Here is a 23,981-nt window from a genome sequence, read left to right as displayed (position 1 = left end):
CGTACGGCGGGGCACCGATCACGATGAACGAGGTACGGACTTCATGAACGACCAGATCGACTCCGGCGACGAGCACGGAGAGCTTGGCGACGCCGAGTTCGCGGAGTTCATGGAGCTTGCCGCGCAGGAGGGTTTCGAGGCCGAGGAGGTCGAGGGCGCCATCGGCGAGGCCGGCCACGGCCCGCTGCCCGTCCTCGCCGTCGTCGGCCGCCCCAACGTCGGCAAGTCGACGCTCGTAAACCGGATCATCGGGCGCCGCGAAGCGGTCGTCGAGGACAAGCCGGGCGTCACCCGGGACCGCGTCACCTACGAGGCCGAGTGGGCCGGCCGCCGCTTCAAGGTGGTCGACACCGGCGGCTGGGAGCAGGACGTCCTGGGCATCGACGCCTCCGTCGCCGCACAGGCCGAGTACGCGATCGAGGCCGCCGACGCGGTCGTCTTCGTCGTGGATGCCACGGTCGGCGCGACCGACACCGACGAGGCCGTGGTCAAACTGCTGCGCCGGGCCGGCAAGCCCGTCGTGCTGTGCGCCAACAAGGTCGACGGACAGAGCGGCGAGGCGGACGCCGCGATGCTCTGGTCGCTGGGGCTCGGCGAGCCGCACCCGGTCTCCGCGCTGCACGGCCGGGGCACGGGCGACATGCTGGACGCGGTGCTGGAGGCCCTGCCCGACGCGCCCGCGCAGACCTTCGGCAACACCGTCGGCGGCCCGCGCCGCGTCGCGCTCATCGGGCGGCCCAACGTCGGCAAGTCCTCGCTGCTCAACAAGGTCGCAGGCGAGGACCGGGTGGTCGTCGACGCACTGGCGGGCACCACGCGCGACCCGGTCGACGAACTGATCGAACTCGGCGGCAAGGTGTGGAAGTTCGTGGACACCGCCGGCATCCGCCGCCGGGTCCACCTCCAGGCCGGCGCCGACTACTACGCGTCGTTGCGCACCGCCGCCGCCGTCGAGAAGGCGGAGGTCGCCGTCGTACTGATCGACACCAGCGAGTCCATCAGCGTCCAGGACCAGCGGATCATCACGATGGCCGTGGAGGCGGGCCGCGCGCTGGTCATCGCGTACAACAAGTGGGACACGCTGGACGAGGAGCGCCGCTACTACCTGGAGCGCGAGATCGAGACGGAGCTCGGACAGATCGCCTGGGCGCCCCGGGTCAATGTCTCGGCCCGCACCGGCCGCCACATGGAGAAGCTGGTGCCGGCGATCGAGACCGCCCTGGCGGGCTGGGAGACCCGGGTCCCGACGGGCCGGCTGAACGCCTTCCTCGGCGAACTCGTCGCAGCCCACCCGCACCCGATCCGGGGCGGCAAGCAGCCCCGGATCCTGTTCGGTACGCAGGCGGGGACGAAGCCGCCGCGCTTCGTGCTCTTCGCCTCGGGCTTCATCGAGCACGGGTACCGGCGCTTCGTGGAGCGGCGGCTGCGCGAGGAGTTCGGCTTCGAGGGCACGCCGATCCACATCTCCGTACGGGTGCGGGAGAAGCGTGGCCGCAAGAAGTGACACCGGATGACACCGGAAAGCCGTGGGGCCCGGCAGGGACGCTTTCACACGTCCCTGCCGGGCCCCACGGCTTTCCGGTGCCGCGCGGACAGGCGGGTGGCGTCCACCTGTCCGCGCGGCCTCTCAGCGCCGTTCCCGTGCGTCAGATGCCGCGGCGCGGCCCCGGCGGCAGTGCCGGCAGGTGACGCCCGGTGGGCTGGCGGGTGTCCCGCTGCCAGGAGCCCAGGTACGCGGTGTGCCCGTGGTCGCCGTGGTTCCCGTACCCGCCGTACCCGCTGTGCGCGGCGTGCAGACCGGTGCCGAACGCCGTGAAGCCGAGGTTCTCCTCGTTGCTCCGGTCGCCGGGGAGCGCCCGGAAGGACCGCCGCCATTCGGAGTACAGCGCGTCGTAGATCGGCGTCTCCGAGAAGCCGCTCCGCATGTCCTGGGCGGGGCGCATGGCGGGGATGTGGCTCTGGTACGGCTGGCGCGTGGGGTCGTATGAGTGCACGTACGTGCCAACGAATCCACCGCCCGCCGGATGCGGGAGGGCAGCGGAATGGGACCCGGTTGGAGCAGCGGCCGCCGGCGTCCCGCCGGCCGGGCCCCGGCCGGGCGGGACGGCGTCGGTGGCGCCGCCGCGGACGGGGATGTGCGCGCCCGTACGGCTCCCGAGGGGCGCGGCCGTGGGAGTCGTGCCGGGCGCCGCCGCACGGCCGACGGTGCGGGCGGCCCTCGTCATGTCACGTACCCGCCAGCGGCATGGCCGCGGCGACCAGCCGGCCGTTGACCGCGGCCTTCTCCAGTGCGTCACGCAGCAGGTCCTCCCTGGGCTGCTGGCCGATGGAGCCGACGGGCGCGGCGAAGACCAGGACCGTGTGTGACTTGTTGGCGGCGGTCCGCCAGCCCTCGGTGACCTGGAGCGGCTGGTGCGCCTGCCACCAGGCGACCGGACTGCCGCCGCCGGTGCCGGGCTGGAGCACGGCGTGCAGCTGGCCCATGGCGAGCAGGACCGACCAGCCGGGCAGCGGTGACGGTGTCCGGTTCAGATCGGCGACCGGTCGGAAGCCCTGCTCGATCAGCAGCTGGAGGAACTCGTCGGTGGTCCCGCCCGAGCCGGGCCGGGCGATCGGCGCGGTCGGCTCGACGACCAGCGCGGGGTGCAGCTCGTCCTCGATCAGCACCAGGCCGCTGGTGACGCCCAGGACCGCCTGGCCGGGGGCGGCGTCGGGCACTTCCGGCGTCCGCTGCTCGCCACCGGTGATGCTGCGGACCGCGCCCTGGAGCTGCTCCTCGGCGACCTGGACGACCTGGGAGGGGATGCAGGTGGCATGGGCGAAGGCGAGCACGGCCGTCTCGTCGCCCACGAACAGGACGGTGCTGGTCCGCTCCTGCTCGCAGTCGCCGGGCGTCCGGCAGGAGGTGCAGTCGTAGCTTCCCGGGGAGTTCTCCCCGGCGAGCAGCCGGTCGGCTTCTTCGTCGCCGATCTCGGCGCGTACGTCCTCGCTGACGTCGAGCATGCGCGGCACGGGGTGGCTCCTCGAACTCGGTGTGTGGGCCGGGCCGTTCCCGGCTCGTAAACCGGGCTGTTCCCGGCTCGTAAAGGCACAACGGGCGAGTCATGGCCCGGGTCACGCACAAAGGGGTACGGAAATCGAACCATCCGCCGCATCGGGTGGGCCCCGGCGGGGAGCGGTTCGTTCCCGCGCCGTTCACGTCTCGTTCCGGTCTCGTCCGGGTTCCCGTCATGGCACGGGATCGCAAAGATCCACTCCGGGCGGGCAACCCCCGGCGCCGGTCCGCGTCTAACGGGTCGGCCGACGCGGCAGGCCGCACTCGTCCACGGCGGACGGAGCCGTGAGAACCAGGAGGACCCGGCAAGACATGCGCATATCGTTTCTGCTGCACAACGCCTACGGCATCGGGGGCACGATCCGTACGACGTTCACCACCGCCGGGACCCTGGCCGCCGCAGACCATGACGTGGAGATCGTCTCGGTCTTCCGCCACCGCGACGCGCCGGCCCTGGGCGCTCCCGCGGGGGTTCGCATACGCCACCTGGTCGACCTGCGCCGCAACACCCCCGGCTACGAGGGCGACCACCCGGAGCACGCCCGCCCGGCCCGGGTCTTCCCGCGCGGGGACGGCCGGCACCGCCAGTACAGCCGCCTCACCGACGCCAGGATCGGCGACCACCTGCGCTCGCTGGAGGCGGACGTGGTGGTCGGCACCCGCCCCGGCCTCAACGTGCACATCGCCCTGCAGGCCCCGCGCCACCTGGTGAGGGTCGGGCAGGAGCACCTCACCCTGGAGGGCCACAGTGCCCGGCTGCGCCGCGAACTGGCGCACCGCTACCGGCTGCTGGACGCCGTCACCACCGTCACCGAGACCGACGCGCGTTCCTACCGCGGCCGGCTGCGGCTGCCCGGCGTACGCATAGAGGCCGTGCACAACGCCGTGCCCGCGCCCGCCGTCGCCCCCTCGGACTCCACCGGCAAGTACGTCGTCGCGGCCGGCCGGCTCACCCGTGTCAAACGGTTCGACCTGCTGATACGGGCGTTCGCACAGGTGGCGGCCGTACGCCCGGACTGGCGGCTGCGGATCTACGGCGGGGGCGAGGCGACGGGCAACGAGAAGGCGAACCTGAACGCGCTCGTGACCGAGCTCGGCCTGTCCGACTCCGTGTTCCTGATGGGGCCCACGAGTCCCATGGAGCCGGAGTGGGTGAAGGGATCGATCGCGGCCGTCACCTCCAGCCGGGAGCCCTTCGGCATGACCATCGTCGAGGCGATGCGCTGCGGCCTGCCCGTCGTGGCCACGGACTGCCCGCACGGGCCCGCCGAGATCATCGCGGACGGAGTGGACGGGCGGCTGGTGCCGAACGGCGACGTGGACGCGATCGCGGCGGCGCTGATCGACCTGATACAGGACGACGAGGGCCGGCGGCGCATGGGCCGGGCCGCCCTGGACGCCTCGTCCCGGTTCGATCCCTCGCGCATCACGGCGCGGCACGAGAAGCTCTTCACCGAACTGCTCGCCGGGGCCCGCGGCTCCGGCTCCGGCCGCACGCTGCGCGACGCGCTGAACCGCGGCGGCAGCGTGGCGTTGGGCGGCTACTACGCCGTCCGCGACCGGGCGGCCGACACCGTCCGGAGGAGATACAAGGGCTGACGGACGGGGACCGGTCCGTCCGGCCCCGGCCCCGGCCCCGGCCCCGGCCCCGGATCGGCCCCGCACGGCAGTCGGCCCGGACTCGGATCCGGACACCGGCATCGGCCGGAACACCTCCTCCCCTGCCGGAACCCCGTGTCAACCGTCGACGGATCGTGCGGGGAAAACGTGAAATGGCGTCCGGTCGTTCAAATGCCGCGAAGGCCGCGGGAGGCCGGTCGCCCACCTTGTGACGGAGAAATTCGGACCGGCTGAATTCATGCGGTCTTTAAAATCGTGGAATTACTCCGTTGAGGGGTGGGGGAGGGCCGAATGAGTGAACTCGCCGACGTCCGGCGGCGGCCCTGACCCTGTGACAGAAGTGTGACGGTGGGCGGCGGTGAACGCCGTTCCCGGTATCCGTTCCGCTTCCTTCTCCGGATCCGGGCGCCTACGGTGAGTGGTATGGCACCGATACCGACCCCGCCCGCACAGCCCGCCGACGACCCCGATTCCTATGTCGGTCTCGACGCCGAGCGCGCCGAGCGCCGCGCCCGGGAGCGGGGCTGGACCACGGTCCGGGCACTGGCGCCGGGCACGATCATCACCATGGAGTTCGTGGTGGGCCGGCTGAACTTCGAGGTGGACGGGGGCAGGGTCGTCCGCTGCTGGCTCGGTTGAACGAGCCGTCACGAAGCGGCCGGAACAGGTCTGTACGACACGGCTGTACGACGCGTCGGCCGGTCCGGCCGAACGGTGTCGCGCCGCTCGCCGCCCGCCACTCACCGAACGCACCAGGGCCCCGGCGCCGCCGGGGCCCTGGCCGTGCGTATGTGGTTGTCCCCGGGCCGCCCGGCAGACGCCCTCGGTGGGGCCCTCAGCCGCCTGCCACGGGCCGGCCGCGCGGGGGGCGCCGGCTGCCCGCCGCGGTCATCGGGGTCCGCTCGGAGCGCAGCGCGTGCGGCCGTGCCGGCGTGAACCGGCCGGTACCGCGGTTGGCCACCGCTTTGGGAGCCGCGCTCGCCGCGTTGGCGGCGTTCGCCGTCGTGCCGGGCGCGGTGCCCGCCCCCGCCGCCGGATTCGCCGCCGTCAGACCGCTGTGACCCGCGCCGACGGCCTCGCGGGACGGATCGTCGGCCGGTACGGAGCCCGGCGCCGCGGCGCTGTGCGCCGGAGCCGCCTGCGGCACGGGCTCCTGCGCGGGTTCCTGCTCCGGTCCGTCGGCGGTGGCCGGTGCCGTGGCCACCACCGCGGTCGGCGGCACGGCCGGGGCCGGCCGCGCGCCCCGGCGGGCGCGCCACCGCTCGCGCAGCGCGAAGAGCGTCAGCTCCGCCCAGCCGATCAGCGGCTCGAACCAGGGCAGGCCCAGCAGGATCAGCAGGCCGGCGGCCCAGCCGAGCAGCACGTCGCTCAGCCAGTGCGTACCCAGGTAGACGGTCGTCGCGCCGACCCCCAGCGCCACGAGCGACGACAGGATCGACAGATAGCGCCTGGCCCGGGGCGTGGTGGCCAGATAGGCCAGGATCCCCCAGGTCACCACGGCGTTCGCGGTATGACCGGAAGGAAATATATCGCCGCCCGCGAACAGCTCGGGCGAGCCGATCCGCGTCGCGTAATGCGGGCCGAGCCGCCCGAGCCCGAGCTTCACCGCCCCGACGGTCACGTTCAGCAACAGCAGGGCGGTCCCGAGGGTCAGCAGCGGCCGCAGCGTGTGCTGGCGCCACGAGCGCCAGCCCAGCCAGGCCGCGATCATCACCGCGGTGGGACCGCGCTGCCCGAGCACGACGAAGTAGTCGAGGTACGGGTGGAGCGTCGGCCACTGCTGGTAAGGCCGGAACAGCATGATCTTCCAGTCGAGGGTCACCAGCCAGGACGAGACGAGCACGGCCACGACGATGGCGAGATAGAACGCGAGCGTGCCGCCGAACAGAGCGGCCCGTGTGCGGCTCATCCGCGGGATCTCTATCTTCGGCGGTTCCGGCTCCCGGTCCAGACGGGCAAAGATGTCGGTACGCACGCAATGGACGTTACAGCGAGTGAGTGAGGGAACTGGTCGGTCAGGTCTCTTTGTGATGACGATGTGATGTGGACTATGTCTCAGGTCACTCTTTTTCCGGGACAGTTCCCGAAATCGAAGTGACCTTCGACCCTATTCGTCTGCGCAGCGCTTCAGGAAGCGTCTTTGTGCGGAAAAGAATTAGTTCACCAGGGCGTCGCGCGGAATTTCCCGTCCGCTCGCGCACGCCCGGGGCGCCCGGCCCGTGCCCGGTGGAGTGGCGTACGACACACTCCCTGGTCACAGGGGTGAGAGATGCACCATGCGACACACGCGACGACTCGCGTACGCTGTCGGCTCACTCGCCCATCGGCGCCGGGCCGCTCCGAGGGACCGGTGTCCCCGCCGGTCCGCCGAGCGCGAGTGACGCACTGGGAGGTACGCAGATGTCCGGGACCAGCACGACCGGAGCACGCCCGGGTGCCGTCCGGCCCGGTGCCAACCGCTGGGTGGTCCTGTTCGTCCTGTGCGTGAGTCTCCTGCTCGTCGCGCTGGACGCGACCGTGCTGCACGTCGCCGTCCCCGCCGTCACCGCCGACCTCGGCCCCAGCGGCGTGGAACTGCTGTGGATCGTGGACGCCTATCCGCTCGTCTGCGCCTCGCTGCTGATCCTCTTCGGCACCCTCGGCGACCGCGTCGGCAGACGGCGGGTGCTGCTCCTCGGATACGCGATCTTCGCCGCCGCGTCGGCCGCGGCGACCCTGGCGCACACCCCCGAGGTGCTGATCGGGGCCCGCGCGCTGCTGGGCGTCGGCGGCGCGATGATCATGCCCGCGACGCTGTCCGTCCTGCGCGCCGTCTTCCCCGACCGGCGTGAGCGGGCCCTGGCCATCGGTATCTGGACCGCCGTGGCCGCCGTCGGCGCGGCGGTCGGACCGGTGCTCGGCGGCTTCCTCGTGGAGCACTTCTGGTGGGGCTCCGTCTTCCTGATCAACATTCCGCTGCTGGCGGTGCTGCTGCCGGTCGGCCGGCTGGTGCTGCCCGAGTCGAAGGGCGGCACCGACGGGCCCTGGGACGTGCTCGGGGCCCTGATGGCCGCGGCGGGCGTGCTCGGGCTCGTCTGCGGGGTCAAGCGCGTCGGGGCCGGAGAGGGGCCGCTCAGCCCGCTCACGCTGGTGCCGCTGTGCGCCGGTGTCGCCCTGCTGGTCCTCTTCGTCCGTCGGCAGCGGCACCGCGAGCATCCGCTGATCGACCTGCGGATGTTCGCCAGGCGCACGTTCTCCACCTCCGTCGGCTGCATCGTGCTCGCCATGCTGGCCCTGGTCGGACTGGAGCTGATAGCCGTCCAGTACCTCCAGCTGGTGCTGGGACTCAGCCCGCTGCAGACCGGGCTGCGGCTGCTGCCGCTCACCTTCGCCGCCATGGCCGCGGGCGTCACCGGCTCGGTCATGCTGGCCCGGCTGGGCCCGCGCCGCATGGTGGCCTGGGGCTTCGTGCTGACCGCCGCCGCCGTCCTGCTGCTGGTCCAAATGGGCCAGCACGACCGGCCCGCGCTGCTGACCGTCGGATTCGTGCTGCTCGGCTGGGGGCTCCAGACCACGCTCTTCGGTGCGTACGAGTCGATGCTGAGCGAGGCCCCGGCGGAGCAGGCGGGCGGCGCGGCGGCCGTCGGCGAGACCTCGTACCAGCTCGGCGCGGGCATGGGCATCGCCCTGCTCGGCAGCGTGATGAACGCGACCTACGCCCCCGCGCTCGCCTCCGTCAAGGGCGTGCCGGGGTCCGCGGGGACGGCGGCGGCCTCCTCGCTCGGCGAGGCGTACGCGGTGGCGGCCCGGCTGGACGGGCCCGCCGGGGCCGCCCTGCGGACCGCCGCGCGCCACTCCTTCGTGCACGGTCTGCATGTGACGCTGCTCGTCAGCGCGGGGCTGCTGCTGCTCGGCGCGGTGTGGGCGCTGCGGCTGCCGAAGGTCACGGAGTGCCCGGCCACGCCGGGCGCGGCGGACCGAGCCGACGGCGCCGACCGCGGGGACGCCGTGGGGAAGGGCCAGGACGCCCAGGGCGGCGGGAACGGCCGGGACGATGACGGCGCGCGCGAGGTCCGGCACCTGCCGGGCGCGCGGGACCCGCGGGAGACGCGCCCGCCGGAGCAGCGCGGCGCCGCCCGGCACACCCCCCGGCCCGCCCCGGCGCGGACTCCGCGCCAGGCCCGGGAGCCCGTGGAGCCGTCCGCCGCCCGCGCCGCGACCGAGGCCGGAACCCGCTGACCGGCCCGCACCGGGTCCCTCCCGTCCCGACGAGGCGGGCAGGGACGCCGGGAGCCGCGGTGTCCCCGGGGCCGCCGGACACGCTCCGGGAGCGGCCGGGTCTGGACGGGTGACGGACCGCCCCGTAACCTCGGCGCCGGTCCGTCACCACCGTCGCTCGTCACGGGCCTGTACCGGCGGGAGCACCGACCGGTCAGGGCCGCCGGAGGCCGCCATGCCCGCACCGTCCGCCGCCACGCCGCCCTTCGACCCCCGTGATCCGCTCGGCATCGACGACTGTCTCGACCCGGAGGACCTGGCCGTGCGGGACACCGTGCGCGCCTGGGCCGCCGACCGGGTGCTGCCCCACATCGCCGAGTGGTACGAGCGGGGCGAGCTGCCCGGCGTGCGCGAGCTGGCCCGGGAACTCGGCGCGCTCGGCGCGCTGGGCATGTCCCTGGAGGGCTACGGCTGCGCCGGGGCGAGCGCCGTGAGTTACGGGCTCGCGTGCCTGGAGCTGGAGGCCGCCGACTCAGGTATCCGCTCCCTCGTCTCCGTACAGGGTTCTCTCGCCATGTACGCGATCCACCGCTACGGCTCCGAGGAGCAGAAGCGGCGGTGGCTGCCCGCCATGGCCGCGGGCGAGATCATCGGCTGCTTCGGCCTCACCGAGCCCGACCACGGTTCCGACCCGGCCGGGATGCGCGCCCACGCGCGACGGGACGGCTCCGACTGGCTGCTCACCGGCCGCAAGATGTGGATCACCAATGGCTCGGTGGCGGGCGTCGCCGTGGTCTGGGCCCGGACGGACGAGGGCGTCCGGGGGTTTCTCGTACCGGCCGGGACGCCGGGCTTCTCTGCTCCGGAGATCACCCACAAGTGGTCCCTGCGCGCCTCGGTCACCAGCGAACTGGTCCTCGACGACGTACGGTTGCCGGCCGACGCCGTCCTGCCGGAGGCCAGGGGGCTGCGGGGACCGCTGAGCTGTCTGAGCCACGCGCGCTACGGGATCGTCTGGGGCGCGATGGGCGCCGCGCGCACCTGCTTCGAGACGGCGCTGCGGTACGCGGGGACCCGGGAGCAGTTCGGCCGGCCGATCGGGGGGTTCCAGCTCACCCAGGCCAAACTCGCGGACATGGCGCTGGAACTGCACAAGGGCATCCTGCTCGCGCTCCACCTGGGGCGGCGGATGGACGCCGGCCGGCTCCTGGCCGAGCAGGTCAGCTTCGGCAAGCTCAACAACGTGCGGGAGGCGATCGAGATCTGCCGGACGGCCAGGACCGTCCTCGGGGCCAACGGCATCTCGCTGGAGTACCCCGTGATGCGCCACGCCACGAACCTGGAGTCGGTGCTCACCTACGAGGGCACCGTCGAAATGCACCAGCTCGTACTGGGCAAGGCGCTCACCGGCCTCGACGCCTTCCGGTGACCGCCGTGTGCGGCGCCCCGGTGGCCGCCGTGTGCGGCGCCCCGGTGGCCCGGCGGCGAACCGGTGAGCGGCCTTGCTCAGCTCTGGTTGAAGAAGCCGTCCTCGGCCCGGCCCGCGTGGTCACCGGTGACGATCTCGGTGTCGGCGGGGGTCAGCAGGAAGACCCGGGTGGCGACCCGGTCGATCGAGCCGCGCAGGCCGAAGATGAGACCGGCGGCGAAGTCCACCACACGCTTGGCGTCGGAGGGATCCATGGCGGTGAGGTTCATGATGACCGGGACACCGGAGCGGAAGAGCTCGCCGATCGTCCGGGCGTCCCGGAAACTGTCCGGGGTGACCGTGGCGATTCTGCGGCCGGCCCCCCGGCCGGGCTCGGCGGCGACCCGCACCCGGGGGTCGGTCTTCCAGGCGTCGCCGCCCTCCGCTTCCTCGGCGTACTCGTCGTCGTAGTAACGCTCGTCGTTGTCCTCGACGAGGCCCAGCCAGGCACTCGCCTTGCGCACCGATCCCATGGACGCCTCCTTTCACCGCGGTCACATGTCGTTCCCTATCCCCATCGTCGTCCATGATGCGGATTACGCGCCAAGTAGATAGTCGGCGCGCAGGCGATTCGTGACGGTACTGGTGCAGATGATGTGGTGGTTCGTCAAGGTTCTTCCACCTTGGTGCGCCTGACACAGTACAAAATATGACGTTCCGGCCGCGAGGGTGATGGACGTCCACGTACGGGTGAATGACACGATCGTTACGATCGCCGGGCACGGAGAAAAGCAGCGCGGAGAACGTTCGGGGGAACTGCTGTGTTCGGAATCGTCAGGCCATGCGCGCATCGGCTGACCGACGGCCTCAAGACCGAGTGGACGGCCCATCTGTGCGGCCTGTGTCTGGCCTTGCGGGCCGACCACGGGCAGCTCTCGCGGGTCGTCACGAACTACGACGGACTGATCGTCTCGGTCCTGACGGAGGCTCAGGTCGAACGCACCGCCGGACAACGGCGCACCGCGGGCCCGTGTCCGCTGCGTGGTATGCGCACCGCTCCCGTCGCGCGCGGGGAGGGCGCGCGCCTCGCGGCGTCGGTGTCGCTGGTGCTGGCCGCGGCGAAGGTCAGGGACCACGTCACCGACGGGGACGGGCTGTTGGGGCGCCGTCCCCTGGCGGCCGCCGCGCGCCGGGTCGCCGTCGGCTGGGACAGGGCGGGCGCGCGGACCGGCGCGGTGCTCGGTTTCGACACCTCCGTACTCGTCGACGCCGTCGACCGGCAGCCCGGGATCGAGGCCCTGGCCGGCCCCGGCACCTCGCTGCTCACCGTCACGGAACCGACCGAGACGGCCACCGCCGCCGCCTTCGCGCACACCGCGGTCCTCGCGGGCCGGCCGGGCAACCGGGAGCCGCTGGCCGAGGCGGGGCGGCTGTTCGGCAGGCTCGCGCACCTGCTGGACGCGGTGGAGGACCAGCGGGCGGACGCGGAGTCCGGTGCGTGGAACCCGCTGACGGCGACCGGCACCTCCCGCGCCGAGACCCGGCGGCTCGCGGACGACGCGGTGCGCGGGATACGGCGGGCGCTGCGCGAGGCGGAGTTCACCGACGCCAGGCTGGCGCATGTGCTGCTCGCGCACGAACTGCGTGTCTCGGTGGACCGCGCCTTCGGTGCCCACGGCACGACGCACCACGGGCACGCGGCACACGGGCATGACGCCGGTGCGCATGACGTCCGTGGGCAGGCCGGTCAGGGCGGTTCGCCTCCGCCGGGGAACCCGTACGGCGGCGATCCGCGGGGCGGCAATCCGTACGCCGGCCAGGGCGGCGGCGGGCCGTACGGACCGAACAACGGCCAGGGCGACGGGAATCCTGGCGTGCCGAGCGGCCCGGGGGGCCCGGGCGGTCCGCCGCCGCGCTTCGGCGAGGAGCCCAGGAAGCCGCGCGGCTTCCTCGCCGGCTGCGCCGTCTTCGTCGGACTCTGCTGCACCTGCAAGCTGTGCTGTGCCAAGGAGTACGAGGGCCCGTGGTCCCGGAAGAAGCGCGAGGGCTGCTGCCGTGACTGCGACTGCTGTGACTGCGATGGGTGTGACTGCTGCGACTGCGGCTGTGACTGCTGAGCGAACCAGCGGCCACGGACGGTACGAGGGGAGGCGCGCAGTGCCGCGGTGATGGCGTGTGAAGGCACGCGGGACACGGCGCCGGAACGCCGGTGGTGCGTGAGAGCGGCCCTGGGGCGGGCCGAGCAGGGCGTCAGCTCAACAGGACGAGGACCACACTCGACCGAAGTCGATGTGGGAGCGCGTGACCAGCCGCTGCTGTGGATGCATGGGCCAAGTGGAACAGGCATCCGGTTCCGCGTCAACCGCATGAGACGGCGGGTTCACAGTGCGGACGGTCTTGACACCGGGCCCTGAGCGGCACTTACCCTCTGTCTCCGACAGGCGGACCGTGCTGAGGGGCTCGGGCCGTCCGCGCCCCGCGCGCGATGTCCCGTGAAGGCACCACCGTGTTCGATCGCTGTATCCACGGAGCCTTCGCATGCCTGTGTCATCGGACACCGTCCGCACGTCTCCCGCGCACGAGGCGGCACCACCGACCGTCGTCGTGATCGGCGCGGGCCCACGCGGTACGGGATTCCTGGAGCGGATCGCGGCCAACGCGCGCTCGCTGTACGACGGTCTGCCCCTGGACATCCATCTGGTGGACCCGTACCCGCCGGGCGGCGGGCGGATCTGGCGGCGTGACCAGTCGCCGCTGCTGTGGATGAACTCCATGGCCCAGGACGTCACCATGTTCACCGACGCGTCGGTCCCGCTGGCCGGTCCGGTACGGGAGGGGCCCGCGCTGCACGAGTGGGCGCGGGACATCGGGGCGGAGCGGGCACCGGCCGGCCTGGGCGACGAGCTGGGCGCGCTCACGGGCCCGAGTTTCCCCAGCCGCCAGGCGCAGAGCGCCTATCTGGGCTGGGTCTACGAACAGACCGTCGCCGCTCTGCCGCCCGGCGTCACCGTCCACCCGCACCGCACCAGCGCGGTGCGCGTGAGCGGTCCGCGCGACGGACGGCAGCGGGTGTGGCTGGCCGGCCGCGGTGAACCCCTGACCGCCGACCTGGTCGTGCTCACCATCGGCCACCTCGACGGCGAACCGGACGCCGAGCAGGTGGAGTTGGGCCGCTTCGCGCGGCGGCACGGGCTGGTTCACCTGCCGCCCGACTTCACCGCCGACAGCGACCTGTCCGCGCTGCGCGCGGGCGAGCCCGTCCTGGTGCGCGGCCTCGGACTCGCCTTCGTGGACCTGATGGTGCTGCTCACGGAGGGGCGCGGCGGACGCTACTCGGAACCCGATGCCGACGCCGCCGCCGGCGCGAACGCCGACGCGGACGGGTCCGGCGGATCCGAGGGCGAGTTGGTCTACCACCCCTCCGGGAACGAGCCCGTCCTGTACGTCGGATCGCGACGCGGCGTCCCGTACCACTCCAAAATCGGCTATCCGCTGGACGGCGAACGACCGCCGCTGCCGCGGTTCCTCGGCCCCGAGCAGATCGACGAACTGCTGGCCCGGCCCGGTCCGCGCGACTTCACGCGCGACGTCCGGCCGCTGATCGACAAGGAACTCGGCTTCGCCCACTACCACCGGCTGTTCACCGCCCACCCCGAGCGCGTCCGCATGGGGTGGACCCGCTTCGAGGAGAAGTACGCGGCGGCGGGACCCGGCAGCCCGGAACTCGCCGCCCTGGTCGCCGCGGCCGTGCCCGACCCGGCCGACCGGCTCGACCTGGCCGCGCTGGACCGGCCGCTGGAGGGGGAGAAGTTCGCCTCCTACGAGGCGCTCCAGGAGCGGCTGCGCGCGTACGTGAGCGCGGACCTCACCCGCAGACACGACCCCGCGCACAGCGCCGACCTCGCGGTCTTCCTCGGACTGCTCTCCGTCTACGGCCAGTTGGTGCGCCTCGGCGACCTCGGCGCGGGCGGCGGCGGGTGGCACGGTTTCTTCAGTTGTCTCGCCTCGGGCCCGCCGGGGCCCCGGCTGCGCCGGCTCCTCGCGCTCTCCCGGGCCGGGACCGTGCGCTTCCTGGGGGCCGGGATGACGGTCGAGGCGGACGAGCGCGGTGGTGTGTTCCGGGCCGGGAGCGCCTCCGTACCGGGGGAGTACGTCGAGGCGCGCGCCCTGGTCGAGGCCCGGCTTCCCGACCCGGACCCCGAGCGCACCCGCAGCCCGCTGCTGCGCGCCCTGTACGAGGAGGGCGCCGCGACCTCGGCGGCGGGCCTGGTCCGGGTCGATCCCGGCGACGGCCGTCTCGTCGGCCACGACGGCCGCCCCCACCCGCGCCGCTTCGCGCTCGGCCCGTACACCACCGCGCGCTCGAGCGGCGCGTTCACCCGGCCGGGCACCGGCGGCCCGGCGTTCCGCCAGAACGACGCCACGGCCCGCGCGGTACTGACATTCCTGCGCGAGGCGGTGTGCGCGGCCGGCGCCGGCCGAAGGCCCGGCTCGGACCCCACCGGCCCCGGCCCCGCCGACCAGGACTCCGCCGGCCCGGACTCCGCGGGCCCGCCCGACCGGCCGGACTCCGCCGGTCCGCGCGGTCGTCCGCGCGTCGGCGCGCCTGCGCGGTCCCCCCTGTCGACCCATGACTGAAAGGCACCCGATGCCCCCCATCCCACCCCTGGTGCTCGCCGCGGAGATCGGCGGTCCGCCGCGCTACGACGCCGCCCACCACGTCGGACTCGTCCGGCTCGCCGAGCGCGGCGCCCTGGACTTCGTCACCCTCCGGGACTCCTTCGCCCGGCCGGGCCCCGACGCGCTCGAGGTCCTGGCGCGGGTCGCGCCCGCCACCGAGCGGATCGGTCTCGTGCCGACGGTCACCACCACCCACACCGAACCGTTCCACGTCTCCACCGCCGTGGCGACCCTGGACTGGGTGAGCCGCGGCCGGGCGGGCTGGCTGGTCGAGGTGTCGGCGACCGAGGCCGAGGCGAAGCTCTTCGGACGCAAGTCCGCCGCCCCCGCGCCCGCCCTGTGGCGGGAGGCCGGCGAGGTCGTGGACGTGGCCGCCCGGCTCTGGGACAGCTGGGAGGACGACGCGGAGATCCGGGACACGTCGACGGGGCGCTTCGTCGACCGCGCCAAGCTGCACCACGTCGACTTCGAGGGCACGGACTTCACCGTGCGCGGCCCGTCGATCGTGCCGAGGCCGCCCCAGGGCCACCCCGTCACCGTGGTCGACGCGGTGGCCGGCGGCCACAGCGAGCGGATCGCCGCGCGCCACGCGGACGTCGTCCTCGTCCGGGCCGGCCGGCCCGAGGAGGCGTCGGCGGTCGCGGAGCGGCTGCGGGCGCGCGCCGCGCGCCACGGCCGCGATCCGGGCAGCCTCCGGATCCTGGTGGCGCTCACCGTCGACCTCGGGGTCGGCGAACGATACCGGGAACCGGGTTTCGACAGCGCCCCGTCCGACGCCGAGGGCCTGCACCACAGCGGAGGCCCCGTCGACCTCGCCGAACTGATCACCCGCTGGCACACCCACGGGGCCGTGGACGGCTTCCACCTGACGCCGCTGTTCCCGGAGCGCGACCTCGAACGGCTCGTCAACGGGACGGTGGCGCTGCTCCAGCACCGCGGTCTCTTCCGCACCTTCCATCCGGGCGGCACGCTCCGCGAACACCTGGGCCTCGCCCGCCCGGCCAACCAGTACGCGCCCGCCGGGGAGACCTCATGACCACGCGCACACCCCGTACCGCTCCGGGCACGCGTCGAGCCGCCTCGGGCGCGCCTCGTACCCGGCTGATCCACCTCGCCGCTCACTTCCCCGGCGTCAACAGCACCACCGTCTGGGCGGATCCCCGCTCCCGGTCCCAGATCGACTTCTCCTCCTTCGAACACCTGGCCCGCACCGCCGAGCGCGGCAAGTTCGACTTCTTCTTCCTCGCCGAGGGGCTCCGGCTGCGGGAGCACAAGGGGCTGATCCACGACCTGGACGTGGTCGGCAGGCCCGAGTCCCTCACCGTGCTGAGCGCGCTCGCGGCCGTCACCGACCGGCTCGGCCTCGCCGCCACCGTGAACGCGACCTTCAACGAGCCGTACGAACTGGCCCGCAGGCTGGCGACGCTCGACCACCTCAGCGCGGGCCGGGCCGCCTGGAACGTGGTGACCTCCTCCGACGCCTTCACCGGCGAGAACTTCCGGCGCGGCGGCTACCTCGACCGCGCCGACCGCTACACGCGGGCGGCCGAGTTCGTCGCCACCGCCCGGGAACTGTGGGACTCCTGGACCCCGCCGGGACCGGACGCCCCGTACGGCGAGCCCCGGCGCTTCGCGCACGCGGGCGCGGAGTTCGCCATCGAGGGCGAGTTCACCGTCCCCCGCTCCCCGCAGGGCCACCCGGTGGTGATCCAGGCCGGGGACTCCGACGAGGGACGGGAGTTCGCCGCCTCGGCCGCCGATGTCGTCTTCACCCGGCACGGCACCCTGGAGGCGGGCCGGGCCTTCTACGACGACGTCAAGGCGCGGCTGGCGGCGTACGGCAGGCAGCCCGGCGACCTCAAGATCATGCCGGGGGCGACCGTCGTACTCGGCGACACCGACGCCGACGCGCGGGAGCGGGCCGCCGCGATCCGCGAACAGCAGGTCTCCCCGCAGAACGCGATCCTCGCGCTGGAACAGGTCTGGGGCCGGGACCTGTCCGCGTACGACCCGGACGGGCCGCTGCCGGACGTCGACCCCGACCCGGATGCCGCGCTCGCGCAGGGCCGGGTGCGGATCGGTGATCCGTTCGAGGTCGCCGCCCGGTGGCGGGCGCTGTCGGAGGCCAAGGGGCTCTCCATCCGGCAGACCGTCGTCGAGACCACGGCACGGCAGTCCTTCGTCGGCTCCCCCGGGACCGTGGCGGAGGAGATGCACACCTTCGTGACCGAGCGGGCGGCGGACGGCTTCATCCTCGTCCCGCATCTCACCCCGGGCGGCCTGGACGACTTCGTCGACCGGGTCGTACCTCTCCTCCAGGAGCGGCGGGCCTTCCGTACGGAGTACGAGGGTGCCACCCTGCGCTCCCACTTGGGCCTTCCGAACCCGCACGGAAAGGCCGCTCGCGCGTGACCGCCGGAACGGACACCGCTGACGGCACCGCTGTCACAGCCGTACGCCTGACGCCCCGCGGAGTCCGCCCGTACCGCGCGCACCACTGGCCACCCTCGGCCAAATACCGCCCTTGCGCGTCCAGTTGAGGTTCCCAATACTCCCGAGACAGCGCGCCGGTCGGGGCGCCGTACCGTCCGGAATCCGGACAGTACGGCCTCGGCCGCGCCTCACGGGCCCCACACCCCACAGCGGGCCCCCGATTCCCCTCGGGAGGAACGAGAAGTGAGGATCAAGCGCACCACCCCACGCACGGGCACGGCCAGACGCACCCGTCTGCTCGCCGTCACCGCCGGACTCGCGGCGGCGGCGGCGATCGCGGTCCCCACCGCGAACGCCGACTCCGCCGGAACGTTCAGCGAGAGCCGGCTGAGCGCGGCGAGCGACGCCGTGCTGGACGCCGATGTGGCCGGCACCGCCTGGTACATCGACAAGGCGAGCAACGACGTCGTCGTGTCGGCCGACAGCACCGTCTCCCAGGCTGAGATCGCCAGGATCAAGCAGGCCGCGGGGGCCAACGCGGGTGCCCTGCGGGTCGAGCGCACCCCCGGCAAGCTCTCCAAGCTCATATCCGGCGGTGACGCCGTCTACACGAGCAGCTGGCGCTGCTCGGCCGGGTTCAACGTGGTCAGCGGCAGCACGTACTACTTCCTGACCGCCGGCCACTGCACCGAGGGCAACCCCGCCTGGTACACCAGCTCCTCGGGCGGCACGAGCATCGGTCCCACGGCCGGTACCAGCTTCCCCGGCAACGACTACGGCATCGTGCGCTACTCGAACACCTCCATCGCCCACCCGGGCACGGTCGGCAGCATCGACATCACGGGCGCGGCCAACGCCAGCGTCGGGATGTCCGTCACCCGCCGCGGTTCGACCACCGGCACCCACAGCGGCTCCGTGACCGGCCTGAACGCCACGGTCAACTACGGCGGCGGTGACATCGTCTCCGGACTGATCCGCACCAACGTCTGCGCCGAGCCGGGCGACAGCGGCGGCCCGCTGTACTCCGGCAGCCTGGCCGTCGGACTGACCTCCGGCGGCAGCGGCAACTGCTCCTCCGGGGGTACGACGTACTTCCAGCCGGTGACCGAGGCGCTGAGTGCCTACGGGGTCAGCATTCTGTGACCGGGCGCCCGTGACCGGCATTCCGTGACCGGTGTCCGGTGAGCGTCCACCGACCGGTGTTCTCCGGCCGACAGCAGGCGAGTCCTCGTCCGATTCCGGGACGGGGGCTCGCCTCCCTCCTTTTCTGGGAAGATGGCAGGACGGTGGGGCCAGCGCGTGTTGCGAGGACCGGGGAGCCGCGGAGCAGTGGAACGCATCGGAGTGACCGGCCACAGAAGCATTCCGGCGGAGGCGTACGCGCACGTCACCGCGGGCATCCAGGACGTGCTGCGCGGTCACACGGGGGCGCTGGAGGCGCTCTCCAGCCTGGCGGTCGGCGCGGACCAGCTGTTCGCCGCGCTGGCCCTGGAGCGCGGCGCCGCCCTGACCGCAGTCATCCCCAGCGGTGACTACGAGAACGACTTCGCGGACCCGGACGAACTGGCCGGCTACCGGCGGCTGCGCGACCGGGCGACGCGAAGGGTCCGGATGGCCTTTCCGCACTCCACCGACGAGGCGTACTACGCGGCGGGGACGTACATCGCCGACCACTGCGACCAGTTGCTCGCGGTGTGGGACGGCCGGCCGGCCCGGGGACTCGGCGGCACCGGGGACATCGTCAGCTACGCGCGGGAGCGCGGGAAGCCGGTCACGGTGATCTGGCGCGAGGGCGTCGAGCGCGCGTGAAGCCGGTACGCGGGGCGCGGTGGCGCGGCTGGGCGGCGGTCCGCACCCGAGGCCGCTCGTCGGTCAGCCCCGGTGCCGTACCAGCCAGTCCGTGTGCTGGGGCGAGACGACGCGCTCGGTCTCGTACACCGCCGCGGCCCACTGCCGCTCGGTGACCGTCGTCTCCATCGCCGTGTGCATCGCCGCCAGGTCCTCCGCCACCAACGAGTGAGCGGATATGAGGGGTTGGTGCCTGCGGATCTCGCTCCACGCGAGACACGCCGCGGCCGAGGCCGACAACAGGCCCAGCACGGCGGAGGACTGGGTGAGGGAGAAGCTCCGCGCCACGGCCAGCAGGAGGGCCAGCAGGGTCAGCAGGGCGATGGTGACCGACCAGAGGGTGGTGGCCCGGCGGGAGACGGCCGTTCTGCGGTCGTACCAGTCGCGCTGCTCGATCAGCCGGTCCCTGACGTAGGTCTCCTTGCGTACGGTGAACGGCTGCCCGCGCAGCGACCGCATGGGCTCCGTGATCAGTTCCCCGTCGGCCACGTGGTCCGGGCCGTTCCCGGTCTCGCCGGCGGCCCCGCCGTCCCGGCCGTTCCCCTCGCCCCGGCCGCCGGGTCCGCCGTCCCGCGGGTCCTCCCAGCCCACCTTCTTCAACTCGGCGAGCCCCGCCTCGAGGCGGGCGAGGTACAACGCCGTCGCGTCGCCGGCCGCCGAGTCGAAGGGAGCGCCGTGCACCGCGTAGCGCCAGGACATCGACTTGATGAACTCGGCCGCCGAGCGGTTGAGCTGCCAGCGTGCCCCCGCCCGCCGGCGCGCCGAGCGGAACGTGATCAGAAGCACACCGGCGTAGGCCAAGGCCGTGAGGGCGCCCACGAGTTGGAACGAATCACCCACGCCCGCCCGCCACGGCGACGCCGCGAGCGCGGCGCCGACGACGAGCAGCAGGAGCCGGGTGCGCGTGGAGCCGACCGCCTCGCGCTGCCGGGCGATGGCGGCGGCGTCGGCGTGGTGGAAGAGAACGGGCAGGTCGGCATTCCGGAAGACCCGGCTGTGCAGCGGTCCGCGTACACCGTCCATGCGTGCCCTCCGCGTGCGGTCGTGTCGTCACCCATGCGGCGGAATGGTGTGTTCCGTATCGCCTCGTGAACGCCCGGCGACGCTTGCGTCGCGGCGGCACGAGTCGAGTTGCCGGGCGAGTTCATGAGAGTAAAGTCGTGACGCTGGCACCGCAACGGTGCGGTGTCTCCCCCTCAGGGCAAGATGATCAAGGACGGCCGTCGTGACCACTCACACCTCTGTCGCCTTCGCCACCGCGAAGAAGAACCGTGTCCCCCTCGCAGAGATCGACGTACGCGATTCCGGCGTCGCGAAGAAGCTCAACCGTGTGCTGCCCGTGCCCACCGGCCGCGTCGTGCGCGTTTCGAGCTTCAACTCCGCCCTCTAGAATGGCCTGATGACAGGACCACTGGTCCCTTTTCGCGAGATCGTTCTGAAGGTCCACAGCAGGTGTGATCTTGCGTGTGACCACTGCTACATCTACGAACACGCCGATCAGAGCTGGCGCACCCGCCCCAAGGCGATCTCTGACGACGCGATGTCCTGGACGGCTCTGCGACTGGCCGAGCACGCCAAGACCCATGACCTGCCCTCCGTGTCAGTGATCCTGCACGGAGGGGAGCCCCTGCTGGCGGGGCCCGCCCGGCTGCGCCGGGTGTGCGAGGAACTGACCCGCGCCCTCGCCGGGGTCGCCGCCCTCGATCTGCGGATCCACACCAACGGGCTCCAGCTCGGCCCCCGCTACCTCGACCTCTTCGCCGAGTACGGCGTCAAGGTCGGCATCTCCCTCGACGGCGACCGGGCCGCCAACGACCGGCACCGCCGCTTCGCGGACGGCCGCAGCAGCCACCCCCTGGTCCTCAAGGCCGTCGAACTGCTCCGCCAGGACCGCTACCGCGCTCTCGACCTCGGCCTGTTGTGCACCATCGACATCGCCAACGACCCGGTCACGGTCTACGACGCGCTGAGCGCGCTCGAACCGCCCCGGATCGACTTCCTGTTGCCGCACGCGACCTGGGACGAACCGCCGCCGCGCGCCGAGGGGGCGACCACCGCGTACGCCGACTGGCTGCTCGCCGTCTTCGACCGCTGGGACGCCGACGGCCGGCCCATGCCCGTACGCCTCTTCGAATCGGTGTTCTCCACCCTGCACGGCGGCCCGAGCCTGACCGAGTCGCTGGGGCTCGTCCCGACCGATCTGATCGTGGTGGAGACGGACGGGACGCTGGAGCAGGTCGACTCGCTCAAGAGCGCCTACGAGGGAGCCGCCGCCACCGGTTTCGACGTCTTCTCGCACACCCTGGACGAGGTCGCCGCCCACCCGGGCGTACGGGCCAGGCAGCTGGGCGTGGCCGGGCTGGGCGAGACCTGCCGGCGGTGTCCGGTCGTGCGCTCCTGCGGCGGCGGTCTCTACACCCACCGCTACCGCTCCACGCCGGACACCGGCACGCGCCCCGACAGCCCCGGGAACAGTGACCGTTCCGACGCTGACGCGCGCGCGGAGCGAACCGGGGGACACGCCGGAGGCTTCGACAATCCCTCCGTCTACTGCGCCGACCTCGAGGCGCTGATCCGCGGCATCGAGTCCCGTACGGCCGCCGCGTCCGTACCCCCCGTCCTCACCGACACCGGTGAACTGGTCGCGGCCCAGCAGGAGCTGACCCGCTCCCTGCTCGCCGAGCTGCACGTGGAACTCGCCGGCCGGGGCGGGGCGGACTGGCAGGAGGCATGGGAACTGGCGAGCGTCGTCGAAGAGCGCGGCGACGGGCTCGACGCCGTCCTCACCCACCCCTACACCCGTAGCTGGCTGGTGGACCGCGTGGCCGCGCTGCGCGCCGAGCGGCCCGGGGCCGTCGACGGTGCGCTCGCCCTGTCGGCGTACGTGGCGGCCGCGGTCGTCCGGGGCGGCCTGGACCTGCCCGTACGGGTCAGAGGCACCGGCGGGGTGCTCCACCTGCCCACCCTCGGCACCCTGCGGATTCCGCGGCCGGACGGGACCGGAGCCTCGACAGCACACGGAACCGAGGCGGCCGGGGCGGCCGAGGAGTTGGGGACGGTCGGCCCGCTCGGCGAGGGCGGGGCGTTCGAGGCGGAGGTGCGGCCCGTCGAGGAGGGCTTCCTGGTCCGCACCGCCACCGCCGAGCTGCGGATCGGCCGACCAGGGGAGGCCACCGAACACTGGCGCCCCGTGCGCCGGCTCGGTCTGACCGGGGGGCCCGTTCTCGCCCTGGACGACCTCGATCCGTACCGCGACTGCTTCGGCGTCCCCGTCCACCCAGGGCTCCGGCCCGCGGAGACCGCTGCCTGGGCCGGCCGGCTGACGGCGGCCTGGGAACTGCTGCACCCCGCCCTGCCCGAGCGGGCCGAAGCGGCGGCCGGTGCGCTGTCGACCGTGACACCCCTGCTCGCCGCACCTCTGACGGGCCATCAGCCCGTGGCCGCCACCGGCGCGCACGGCCTCGGCGCGCTGGGTCTGCCCTTCGCCGCCGGGGTGGCGGAGCTGGCGCTCGCGCTGCTGCGCGGGCTGCGCCGGGCCCGGTTCCGGGCGCTGACCGAGGTGACCGACCTCTACGCGTACGACGGCGAGTGGCTCAGACCCGCACCCTGGCAGGAGGCCCCGGTCCCGCTCTCCGAGCTGCTTGCCGGGGCGTACGAACGGGTGGGGCTCGCCGTCTACGGGGGCCCCACCGCCATGGCGCGCGGCATCCGGCTGGACCAGGCCCGCCGGGCGCTGGACACCTTGGAGGACGCGCCCGAACTCACCGTCAGCGGGAAGAGCCTGCTGGCAGCTCTACGGAAAGAGACCGAACGTGGCTGACGACGGGACGGGAACCGGAACCGGAACGGGCGCGGACGCCCCAGCCGTGACGGGCACCGGAACGGACGCCGGAACCGGACCGGAGGCGAACGCCGTGACCGGAACCGCGACCGGGGCGCACACCGATCCACGCCTGGTGGACCAACTCGCGGCCCTGGGCGTCACCGAGGGCATGACCCTGCTCGTCCACGCCTCCCTCAGCGGTACCGGCCTCGACCCCGACGTCCTGCGGACCGCCCTCGTGACGGCGCTGGGGGAGACGGGCACCCTCGTCGTCCCCGCCTTCACGGAGGAGAACTCCGACTCCTCGCTCGCCCACCGCGCCGCCATCAAGGGCCTGACCCGCCGGGAGGCCGCCGCCTTCCGGGCCAGGATGCCCGCCTTCGACGCGGCGACCACCCCGTGCCCGCGCATGGGCGTCCTGGCCGAGTCGGTCCGTACCGCCCCCGGCGCCGTCCGCAGCGCGCACCCGCAGTCGTCCTTCGCGGCGCTCGGACACCGGGCTGCGGAGCTGATGGCGGACCATCCGCTGGAGAGCCACCTCGGCGAGGAGTCCCCGCTCGGCAAGCTGGCCGGATCCGGTGCGCACGAGCTGCTGATCAACGTGGGGTTCGCCGCCTGCACGGCGTTCCATCTCGCCGAATACCGGATCGGTGCCCCCCTGCGCTCCTACCACTGTGTGGTCAAAGCGGCGGACAACAGCCCCCGCTGGGTGGAATATGAGGATGTCCGTCTCGACGACAGCGATTTCGAGGCGATCGGTGCCTCATTCCCCTGGGGTCTGGAGCAGAAGGGACAGCTGGGAGGAACGACCGCGCGATTGTTCTCCGTCAAGGACGCTGTCGACCATGCCGAGGCGTGGATGACCGAAAAGCGGCGTTGATTGACCGAACCGCATGGGGAGAAAGCGGGCGCGGTTC

19 protein-coding genes are annotated in these 23,981 nt (G+C 73.1%); 14 read left to right on the top strand and 5 right to left on the bottom strand.

Annotated elements, in window-relative coordinates; translation table 11 throughout:
- Positions 1-43: 43 nt before the first annotated feature.
- Entirely contained in the window at positions 44-1,504 is a 1,461-nt protein-coding gene (gene der / locus ACU6P3_RS06495; RefSeq protein WP_030752688.1) for a ribosome biogenesis GTPase Der, read from the top strand.
- Positions 1,505-1,646: 142 nt separating this feature from the next.
- On the opposite strand, the gene ACU6P3_RS06490 is transcribed toward der, so the two are convergent.
- On the bottom strand, positions 1,647-1,994 hold the full coding sequence (locus ACU6P3_RS06490; RefSeq protein WP_030752692.1) for a hypothetical protein: 348 nt from the start codon (positions 1,992-1,994) through the stop codon (positions 1,647-1,649).
- 232 nt (positions 1,995-2,226) lie between these two features.
- Positions 2,227-3,012, bottom strand: a complete 786-nt coding sequence (locus ACU6P3_RS06485; protein ID WP_447196299.1) for a DUF8842 C-terminal domain-containing protein — start codon at positions 3,010-3,012, stop codon at positions 2,227-2,229.
- A gap of 355 nt (positions 3,013-3,367) precedes the next feature.
- On the opposite strand from ACU6P3_RS06485, the gene ACU6P3_RS06480 reads away from it, so the two are divergent.
- Positions 3,368-4,654 (top strand): glycosyltransferase family 4 protein, encoded by a 1,287-nt coding sequence (locus ACU6P3_RS06480; protein ID WP_447196298.1) that lies wholly within the window; start codon positions 3,368-3,370, stop codon positions 4,652-4,654.
- A 444-nt stretch (positions 4,655-5,098) separates the two neighbouring features.
- A complete protein-coding gene (locus tag ACU6P3_RS06475) occupies positions 5,099-5,314 on the top strand; it encodes an I78 family peptidase inhibitor (protein WP_447196297.1) in 216 nt (71 codons plus the stop codon).
- A 196-nt stretch (positions 5,315-5,510) separates the two neighbouring features.
- Here ACU6P3_RS06475 and ACU6P3_RS06470 read toward each other — a convergent pair whose 3' ends face one another.
- Entirely contained in the window at positions 5,511-6,650 is a 1,140-nt protein-coding gene (locus ACU6P3_RS06470) for a phosphatase PAP2 family protein (protein ID WP_447196296.1), read from the bottom strand.
- Between the two features lie 425 nt (positions 6,651-7,075).
- On the opposite strand from ACU6P3_RS06470, the gene ACU6P3_RS06465 reads away from it, so the two are divergent.
- Positions 7,076-8,893, top strand: coding sequence for an MFS transporter (locus tag ACU6P3_RS06465; protein ID WP_447196295.1), 1,818 nt, complete (start codon positions 7,076-7,078; stop codon positions 8,891-8,893).
- A gap of 214 nt (positions 8,894-9,107) precedes the next feature.
- Positions 9,108-10,301, top strand: a complete 1,194-nt coding sequence (locus ACU6P3_RS06460) for an acyl-CoA dehydrogenase family protein (RefSeq protein ID WP_447196294.1) — start codon at positions 9,108-9,110, stop codon at positions 10,299-10,301.
- A gap of 77 nt (positions 10,302-10,378) precedes the next feature.
- On the opposite strand, the gene ACU6P3_RS06455 is transcribed toward ACU6P3_RS06460, so the two are convergent.
- Positions 10,379-10,813 (bottom strand): cell division protein SepF, encoded by a 435-nt coding sequence (locus tag ACU6P3_RS06455; RefSeq protein WP_447196293.1) that lies wholly within the window; start codon positions 10,811-10,813, stop codon positions 10,379-10,381.
- Positions 10,814-11,101: 288 nt separating this feature from the next.
- Between ACU6P3_RS06455 and ACU6P3_RS06450 the strand changes: the two genes are divergently transcribed.
- The 6 genes from ACU6P3_RS06450 to ACU6P3_RS06425 all read left to right on the top strand — a co-directional run bounded on the left by ACU6P3_RS06450 (position 11,102) and on the right by ACU6P3_RS06425 (position 19,202).
- On the top strand, positions 11,102-12,397 hold the full coding sequence (locus ACU6P3_RS06450; protein WP_447196292.1) for a DUF5685 family protein: 1,296 nt from the start codon (positions 11,102-11,104) through the stop codon (positions 12,395-12,397).
- A 421-nt stretch (positions 12,398-12,818) separates the two neighbouring features.
- Positions 12,819-14,918 carry an FAD/NAD(P)-binding protein gene (locus ACU6P3_RS06445; RefSeq protein ID WP_447196291.1) on the top strand — a complete coding sequence of 700 codons (2,100 nt, stop codon included), beginning with the start codon at positions 12,819-12,821 and terminating at the stop codon, positions 14,916-14,918.
- Between the two features lie 10 nt (positions 14,919-14,928).
- Positions 14,929-15,996, top strand: a complete 1,068-nt coding sequence (locus ACU6P3_RS06440; RefSeq protein ID WP_447196290.1) for an LLM class flavin-dependent oxidoreductase — start codon at positions 14,929-14,931, stop codon at positions 15,994-15,996.
- 68 nt (positions 15,997-16,064) lie between these two features.
- Positions 16,065-17,372 (top strand): NtaA/DmoA family FMN-dependent monooxygenase, encoded by a 1,308-nt coding sequence (locus ACU6P3_RS06435; RefSeq protein WP_447197789.1) that lies wholly within the window; start codon positions 16,065-16,067, stop codon positions 17,370-17,372.
- Between the two features lie 264 nt (positions 17,373-17,636).
- Positions 17,637-18,536, top strand: a complete 900-nt coding sequence (locus ACU6P3_RS06430; protein WP_344270433.1) for a S1 family peptidase — start codon at positions 17,637-17,639, stop codon at positions 18,534-18,536.
- 186 nt (positions 18,537-18,722) lie between these two features.
- A complete protein-coding gene (locus ACU6P3_RS06425; RefSeq protein ID WP_447196289.1) occupies positions 18,723-19,202 on the top strand; it encodes a hypothetical protein in 480 nt (159 codons plus the stop codon).
- 63 nt (positions 19,203-19,265) lie between these two features.
- Here the strand turns inward: ACU6P3_RS06425 and ACU6P3_RS06420 are convergent, their stop codons facing one another.
- Positions 19,266-20,264: a DUF4231 domain-containing protein gene (locus tag ACU6P3_RS06420; RefSeq protein ID WP_447196288.1), complete on the bottom strand. Its 999-nt coding sequence runs from the start codon at positions 20,262-20,264 to the stop codon at positions 19,266-19,268.
- A 202-nt stretch (positions 20,265-20,466) separates the two neighbouring features.
- Here ACU6P3_RS06420 and fxsA point away from each other — a divergent pair, with 202 nt between their 5' ends.
- Genes fxsA through ACU6P3_RS06405 form a run of 3 tightly spaced genes read left to right on the top strand, consistent with a single transcriptional unit; the run spans position 20,467 to position 23,944 of the window.
- Complete coding sequence (gene fxsA / locus ACU6P3_RS06415) at positions 20,467-20,631, top strand: FxSxx-COOH cyclophane-containing RiPP peptide (RefSeq protein WP_447196287.1); 165 nt, start codon at positions 20,467-20,469, stop codon at positions 20,629-20,631.
- 9 nt (positions 20,632-20,640) lie between these two features.
- Entirely contained in the window at positions 20,641-23,061 is a 2,421-nt protein-coding gene (fxsBH, locus tag ACU6P3_RS06410) for a radical SAM/SPASM protein FxsBH, inactivated beta-hydroxylase extension form (protein ID WP_447196286.1), read from the top strand.
- Entirely contained in the window at positions 23,054-23,944 is an 891-nt protein-coding gene (locus tag ACU6P3_RS06405; RefSeq protein ID WP_447196285.1) for an AAC(3) family N-acetyltransferase, read from the top strand. Before fxsBH ends, ACU6P3_RS06405 begins: the two co-directional genes overlap by 8 nt.
- Positions 23,945-23,981 lie beyond the last annotated feature (37 nt).

This window comes from Streptomyces hebeiensis, from assembly GCF_052983195.1.
This window is presented reverse-complemented; position numbering and strand designations above follow the sequence as displayed.